Origin of the sequence: Microbispora sp. KK1-11, assembly GCF_006874435.1 — a bacterium.
GTDB lineage: Bacteria > Actinomycetota > Actinomycetes > Streptosporangiales > Streptosporangiaceae > Microbispora > Microbispora catharanthi.
Window position 1 is genome coordinate 218,714 of record NZ_VIRJ01000013.1, and the last position, 7,192, is coordinate 225,905.

A 7,192-nucleotide genomic window follows, 5' to 3' on the forward strand; every position below is an offset into this window, starting at 1 on the left:
TGGTGGTCCCACGATCCGCGATACCCGCTGTGCGCACGGGAGAACGCGCCACACAAAACGCTCTGACAGATTTATCCCATTTGAGTCAATTCGTGCGGGTAAGGGATCCCGAGTATCGGGCGTCCTGTTCCCCCGCGCGTGTCACCTCGAAGTCGGCCGCGCTCTCGCCCCGCCAGGTGATCGAGACGCTTCCGGGATAACAGGCGTCGCCCTTCACCTGGTCGAGGGTCAGCACGAGCACATCGCCCGGCCCGCTCGCGGGGGTGAGACGGCCGGAGCAGTGCAGGTCGGCGCCCCACCTCATCCGCGCCGGGGAGGCCAGCCGGATTTCGACCGGGAAGACGCGGCCGGCCGAGGGATAGCGGGCGGCGCCCGTCCACGTCCCGTCCAGGCGCCCGGGTTCGCGGTCCTTCAGCACCCACGCGACGCCCGCCGCGACGCCCACCGCGACCAGGACGGCGAGCGAGGCGACCAGCGCGACCACACGCGCCCGCCCGCGACGGCGCCCACCGGTCCCGGCGCGCTCCGTCGGCCCGTCCACCACGGCGCCCTCGGGTCCGGGCGGCACTGGTCCGGGCGGCGCCGGACCCGGCCGCGTCGGGGATCGGTCGAGCAGGGCGCTCAGCACCTGTCCGGCGTCCGGCCGGTCGGCGGGCTCCGCGGCCAGGCACGCCACGACGAGGTCTTTCAGCAGGCCGGTGAGCGGCCCGAGGTCCGGCGTGCCGTACAGGATGCGGGCCATGACGGCCGCGTACGTGTCTCCGGCGTAGGCGTGCCGCCCGCTCGCCGCGTAGACGAGCGTGAGCGCCCAGCAGAACACGTCCGCCGGCGGCCCGGCCGGTCGTCCTTCGAGCTGCTCGGGCGCGATGTAGGCCGGGGTGCCGACCGGATTCCCGGTCGTCGCGGTGGCGTCGGCGAGCCGGGAGATACCGAAGTCGACGACCCGCAGCCCGTCCGAGCCCAGGAGCACGTTGCCCGGCTTGAAGTCGCGGTGGACGACCCCCGCCCGGTGGATCGCGGCGAGCGCGGTGGCCGTCCCCACGGCGATCCGGTCGAGGTCGCCGCCCGTCCGCGGGCCCGCCGCCGTCACGTGCTCGCGTAACGACGGGCCGTCGACGTACTCGCTCACGATGTACGGCCGGTCGCCGTCGAGGTCGGCATCGAGGACCTGGGCGGTGCAGAAGGGCGCGACCCGGCGCACCGCCTCGATCTCACGGGCGAAGGCGCGCCGGGCGGAGGTGTCGTCGAGCCGCGCGTGCAGGAGCTTCACGGCCACCGGCCCGCCCGACGCGCCGGCGCCGCGGAAGACGATCCCCTGGCCGCCCACGCCCAGGCGTCCGTCAAGGCGGTAGTTCCCGAGGCGGCGGGGATCCTCGGGACGCAGGGGGGAGACGTCGGGCATGGCGGCGTACGGCTCAGCGGGCTCGGCCGGTTGGGTGAACGCGGTTCAGCGGGCGCCGCCCCACAGCGCGGTCAGCGCGGTGGCGGCGAGGACCTTGACGCCGATCCCGATCGCCCGCTCGTCCACGTCGAACTGCGGCCGGTGGATGTCGACCTCGTCGACGGCGCCCACCGGCCGGGTGCCCAGCCGGGCGAGCGCGCCGGGCACCGACTCGAGGTACCAGGAGAAGTCCTCACCACCGAGGCTCTGCGGCGTGGGCACGGCCGCCCCCTCGCCGATGATCTGGGTGACCGCGTCGTGCAGCATCTGGATGCTGGTGGCCTCGTTGACCGTGGGCGGCGTGCCGCGCCGGTAGTCGATCTCGGCGTCCACGCCGTACGCGCCGGCCACCGAGTCGAGCAGGGCCTTGACCAGGTCGGGGGCCTGGTGCCAGGCGTCCTCGTCGAGCGACCTGACCGTGCCCTGGGCGACCCCGACGTCCGGGATCGCGTTGGCCACGGACCCGGCGGAGATCTGGCCCCACACGAGGCTGAGGCTGGAGCGGGGGTCCACGCGCCGCGAGAGCGCGGCCGGCAACTCGGTGACGATCTTGCTGAGCGCGTAGACGAGGTCCACGGTCAGGTGCGGCCGGGCGGTGTGCCCGCCCGGGCCCGCGACGCGGATGCGCAGGCTGTCGCAGGACCCGGTGATCGGGCCGGTCCGCAGGCCGACGTGACCGACGTCGAGGCGGGGATCGCAGTGCACCGCGAAGATGCGGTCGACCTCGGTGAGGCCGCCGTCGCGCATGACCTCAAGCGCGCCGCCCGCGACCTCCTCGGCGGGCTGGAAGATCAGCCGCACCCGGCCGGGGAGCGCTCCCGCGTCGGCCTGCGACGCCAGGAAGAGCCCGGCGCCGACGACGATCGCCGTGTGCACGTCATGGCCGCAGGCGTGGCACGCGTTCGGGTTCGTGGAGCGGTAGGGAACGTCCTTCTCGTCCTCCATCGGCAGCGCGTCGATGTCGGCGCGCAGGGCGACCGTAGGGCCCTCGTCCCGGCCGAGGTCCACCCACAGTCCGGTGCCACGCGACAGCGGGTGCGGGGTGAGCCCGGCGTCCGTCAGCCGCTCAGCGATCTTCTCGGTCGTGCGATGCTCGCTGAAGGCGATCTCCGGGTGTGCGTGTACGTCGCGCCGGAACTCGATCAGCTCATCGTTGTGCTCGCGAAGGAATTCCGCCAACTGTCCGGCCAGGTCGTTGCTTCCCGGCACGGCCGCGTCCGGCGTAGCGAGCTTCGATGAGGTGGCCACGGGTCTTTCCCTTCTCCGGCGCGCCGTCCCGCCACGGATCGCCGGATCGTCCATATGATCACGAAAAGTCACGAAAAAGCCCAAAAGGGTCGAGCGGGCGTGCCTCGCCTCCACCGACCCTTCATTCACAATCCTTCCATGCCGCGACCCTCCGATACGGCGGATTGCCCAGTATTTACACCGGCCTCCGCACGTTGTCAGAACTGAGGCACTGTTACCGGACATATCAGGCCTACCCCGTCAGGCGCCCGATTGTCCGATCTCACGATTGGGGTTCGAGGTGACGAACCTGTCCTCGGCGAGCTCGATGACCGTGGCGTCGACCACGTCCTGGAGGGTCCCTCCGTCGGCGAGGATCGCCCGCTGGCGCTCGGATGAGCTCCCCTGCTCCAGCACCTCGGTCACGACCGCCAGTTCGTCGGCACAGCCGAGCCGCTCGGCGACGGGTTCGAGTTCACGCTGAAGTTCATACAATACGTCGCGCATCGGCGCCGTGGAGCCATGGTCGTCGGTGATGACGTCCGCGTCGAGGCCGTAGCGCGTGGCGCGCCACTTGTTGTCGCGCACCACCCACGCCGCCGGATGCGGCAGCTTGTATCCCCGGTCGATCTGCTGATCGAACTGCTGCACGAGGCACTGGGACAGCGCGGCCACCATGCCCACCTCGCGCGGCGTCGGGATGCCGTCGAACATCCGGATCTCGATCGTGCCGAAGTCGGGATGCGGCCGGATGTCCCACCACACCTCCTTGATGCTGCGGATCGTGCCCGCCCGCAGCAGCGTGTCCATGTACTCCTCGAACTCGGTCCAGTCGGCCAGCAGGTGCGGCGGCCCGGCCGTGGGCAGTGAGCCGAAGACGATGGCCCGGCTCGACGCCAGCCCGGTGTCCTGCCCGCCCCAATAGGGGCTGGAGGAGGTGAGCGCGAGGAAGTGCGGCAGGTAGGCCGCGAGGGCGTTGACGATCGGAATGACCTTGTCCCGCTCCTTGACCCCCACGTGGACGTGCACGCCGAACGTCTGGATCCGCCAGGCGAGCCACTGCAGGTCCTCGACCAGCTCCACGTAGCGCTGGCTCGGCGCGTAGACCGCGTCGCGCCAGTCGCTGATCGCGTGGGTTCCCGTGCAGGCGAGCCCGATGCCGCGCGGCTCGACGGCCTCGGTCAGCCGGCCGATGCTCTTCTTCAGGTCCTGCACCGCCTCGGCCACCGTGTGGCAGACGTCGGTGATGATCTCGACCTGCGACTGCATGAGCTCGTGCATGGCCTTGGGCCGCTGCCCCTCACTGAGGTCGGGAACCGCGGCGAGCACCTCCTTGGCGTCCTGGCGGAGATGACGCGTATGCCGGTCGACGAGCTGAAGCTCCCACTCGACGCCGAGGGTCGCGCCACGCGAGGGGTTGAAGTCGATCGTCAAAGCTTGCCTCCATCACGTTCGGTCCCTGTGGACCCTCAGGTCACAGGGGACAAGGTCCTTCCAGGCTCAGGCCCTACCCTTCATCCATCCCCGCACGCCGACCGCCCCGAGCGCCAGTGCCAGGAGGATGTTCACCGCGATGAGTACGCCGTGGACGACGTAGAAGGAAGTCTCGTGCCCGTCGGCGAGGTTGAAGCCGAGGTTGATCCATTCGAAGATCATGAAAGCGGCGAGTGCCACGAGAAAGATCGATACACGTCTCGTCATGCACACAGTATCGGGCGGCCACCTGCGTGGCCCTGTGGCATATGGGGCATATGTCGCTTCATGCGAAGGCAGTCAAGGCTAGGCTGAGCGACCTATGGGGACGAACCTGCGGGCTCTCGCCGCGACCGTGACGACGGCGGGAGTGCTGACGACGGCGCTGCTCGGCGCCCCTCGCGCCGCGGGCGCGCGGGCCGTGCCGGACCTGACGCCGCGGGAGACCGGCATGGCGGCGACGGGGAACGGGACGGTGGGCGGGGACCTGCTCGCCGGCCACGGGATCATCCGGCCCGCCGGGATCAAAGCCCCGCCCAAGACCGAGGCCAGCGCGTACGTCGTGGCCGACGCCGACACCGGCGCGGTGCTCGCGGCCAAGGACCCGCACGGGCACTACCTGCCCGCGAGCACGCTCAAGACGCTGACGGCCGTCACGCTGATCCCCAAGCTCGACAAGAACCGCAAGATCAAGCCGAGCGACGAGGCGTGCAACGTGGAGGGCAGCGCCGTCGGCATCGTCCCCGAGCCGATCTACAAAATCGACGACCTCATGCGGGCGCTCCTCATGGTGTCCGCCAACGACGCCGCGGTCGCGCTCGCCGAGGCGAACGGCGGCCTGAAGAAGACGCTCGCCGACATGAACACCGAGGCGCGCAAGCTCCAGGCGTACGACACGGTGGCCAAGACGCCGAACGGCCTGGACGCCCCGGGCCAGCGCAGCTCGGCCTACGACCTCGCCCTGATCGCGCGGGCCGGGCTGGCGATCCCGGACTTCCGCGAGTACATCAGCACGAAGGTCGCCAAGTTCCCCGCGCCCAAGGACTACCTGAAGAAGAAAAAGAAGAAGCGCGGCGACGACTCCGAGGCCAGCGAGTCTCCCGCGCCCGCCTACTACGAGATGGCCAACCACAACCGGCTCCTGGGCAGCTACAAGGGCATGCTCGGCGTCAAGAACGGCTGGACGTCCAAGGCCCTGGGCAGCTTCGTGGGGGCGGCCCGGCGTGACGGCCACACCATCCTCGTCGTGATCATGCATCACCCCGGCGGTTTCTGGGAGGAGGTCGGCAAGCTGCTCGACTGGGGCTTCGCCGCGAGGGGCAAGGCGGCCCCCGTGGGCCAGTTGGTCGGCCCGGCGCCCGATCCCAAGCCTTCCTCCTCTCCCCTGGCCGTACGGCCCTCCGCGACGCCGGGCGCGGCCGACGCGGCCAAGGCGCGCGGAGAGGACTCCGCCTCGAAGGGTGCGGGCGTGACCACCCCCTTGCTGATCGGCGGCGGCGCCCTCGTGGTCCTCGCCCTCGGCGCGTACGGTCTGCGCCGGCGCGGCCGCAGGGACACGGCCGCCTAGAGCCCAGGAACACGGCCGCCTAGGCCGCCGCGACACCGCCGCAGGCGGCGCGCATGCATGCCGTCCCAGACCCGGCCGTCAGCCGCGCCGTCCCCCCGGCGTTCGGCGCCGGCGGGCGGAAAAAGGGTTGCGCGGGGTGCGGCCCCGGGCTGTAGCGTGCGAGAACCGTGACATCACGCGAGGAGGTGAGACCCATGAACGCTGTATCGATGTGGGTGCTCCCCCTCGTCTTCACGGTCGGGCGATCGACGTAGGGGTCGCCGGGAGCGCCGTGGTGACAAGGCACTCCCCGAAGGACAAATCTGTGCACTCTCTTCGATTCACCGGCGAGACCTCGTCGAACGGCGTCGTCGAACGCGATTTCATCCTGAACGCCCCGCTGAACGGCACCGTGAACGAGATCCCCGGCGTGCTCTGGTCGCCCGCGTCCGGCGGCGAGCGAGCTCCGCTGGTGTTGATGGGGCACGGCGGCGGCAACCACAAGAAGCATCCGGCGATGGCGGGCCGTGCGCACCTCCTCGTGACCGGCTGCGGCTTCCACGTCGCCGTCATCGACGCGCCCGGTCACGGCGACAGGCCCCCCACCGCCCACGACGAGCAGGAGATCGCCGAGCTGTTCCGGGCGAGGGCGGCGGGCGAGCCGGAAGGCCCGATCGTCGTCCGGTACAACGCCCATCTGGCCCGGCAGGCCGTGCCGGAATGGCGCGCGACCCTGGACGCGCTCCAGGAACTGCCGGAGATCCGCGCCGAAGGGCCGGTCGGCTACTTCGGCCTGAACATGGGCACCGCTATCGGCGTGCCGCTGGCAGCGGCCGAGCCCAGGATCACGGCCGCGGTCTTCGGCCTCCACTGGCCCGATCTCCTGGTCGAGACGGCGAGGCTGATCACCATCCCGATCGAGTTCGTGCTGCAGTGGGACGACGAGCACATCCCGCGCGAGTCCGGTCTGGCGTTGTTCGACGCCTTCGCCTCGAAGGAGAAGACACTGCACGCCAACGCGGGCAGGCACAAGGAGACGCCCAGGTTCGAGGCCGACAGCGCGGTGCGGTTCCTCGCCCGCCATCTCGGCCGGGCCGGCACGGCGCCGGCCTGACCTGACAGGTGCCGGCGCCCGGCCGCGGGCGCCGGCGCCCCCGGGGGCACGCGCCAGGTCGTGTCTGACAAATCATGGCCCTGCTGCGCGGGGCCCAGGCGGCGCCTCGCTGCGTTGTCGCCCCACCCACGAAAATCCCTCGCAGGCTCAGGATTTCCCTGGGGCCCGGGAAAGACGCCCGGCTCCGCTATGGCCTCCTCCTCCGCCTTGCGATGCATCCACCTGGATCCCCGCTCGCGACGGGCAGCATTTGTCAGACACTCCCTAGTAGTGCTTTGTTAGGTCAGCCTTTTGTGGCTGGTCGGCATCGGGGTGTAGTGGTGCGATGCGGGCGTGACCCCCGAGCACCTCGCGCATGTCCGGCAGCAACTGGAGTCCTTCGCCGCGGAGA

6 protein-coding genes are annotated in these 7,192 nt (G+C 70.8%); 2 read left to right on the forward strand and 4 right to left on the reverse strand.

Annotated features, from left to right (window positions below; all coding sequences use genetic code 11):
- Positions 1-85: 85 nt before the first annotated feature.
- The 4 genes from FLW16_RS20535 to FLW16_RS20550 form a co-directional block, all read right to left on the reverse strand.
- A complete protein-coding gene (locus FLW16_RS20535; protein WP_142561705.1) occupies positions 86-1,402 on the reverse strand; it encodes a serine/threonine-protein kinase in 1,317 nt (438 codons plus the stop codon).
- 45 nt (positions 1,403-1,447) lie between these two features.
- A complete protein-coding gene (locus tag FLW16_RS20540; RefSeq protein ID WP_396686664.1) occupies positions 1,448-2,689 on the reverse strand; it encodes an amidohydrolase in 1,242 nt (413 codons plus the stop codon).
- Positions 2,690-2,929: 240 nt separating this feature from the next.
- Entirely contained in the window at positions 2,930-4,102 is a 1,173-nt protein-coding gene (locus FLW16_RS20545; protein ID WP_142561707.1) for a glutamate--cysteine ligase, read from the reverse strand.
- A gap of 66 nt (positions 4,103-4,168) precedes the next feature.
- A complete protein-coding gene (locus FLW16_RS20550; protein WP_079316017.1) occupies positions 4,169-4,369 on the reverse strand; it encodes an SCO4848 family membrane protein in 201 nt (66 codons plus the stop codon).
- 94 nt (positions 4,370-4,463) lie between these two features.
- Here FLW16_RS20550 and FLW16_RS20555 point away from each other — a divergent pair, with 94 nt between their 5' ends.
- On the forward strand, positions 4,464-5,708 hold the full coding sequence (locus FLW16_RS20555; RefSeq protein WP_260615420.1) for a D-alanyl-D-alanine carboxypeptidase family protein: 1,245 nt from the start codon (positions 4,464-4,466) through the stop codon (positions 5,706-5,708).
- 304 nt (positions 5,709-6,012) lie between these two features.
- Positions 6,013-6,801, forward strand: a complete 789-nt coding sequence (locus tag FLW16_RS20560; protein ID WP_142561709.1) for a dienelactone hydrolase family protein — start codon at positions 6,013-6,015, stop codon at positions 6,799-6,801.
- The last annotated feature ends 391 nt before the right edge of the window (positions 6,802-7,192 follow it).

Excerpts from the sequence above, each read along its gene's own strand:
- FLW16_RS20535 (WP_142561705.1), bottom strand. The coding sequence starts at position 1,402 with ATGCCCGACGTCTCCCCCCTGCGTCCCGAGGATCCCCGCCGCCTCGGG.
- FLW16_RS20550 (WP_079316017.1), bottom strand. The coding sequence starts at position 4,369 with ATGACGAGACGTGTATCGATCTTTCTCGTGGCACTCGCCGCTTTCATG.
- FLW16_RS20555 (WP_260615420.1), top strand. The coding sequence starts at position 4,464 with ATGGGGACGAACCTGCGGGCTCTCGCCGCGACCGTGACGACGGCGGGA.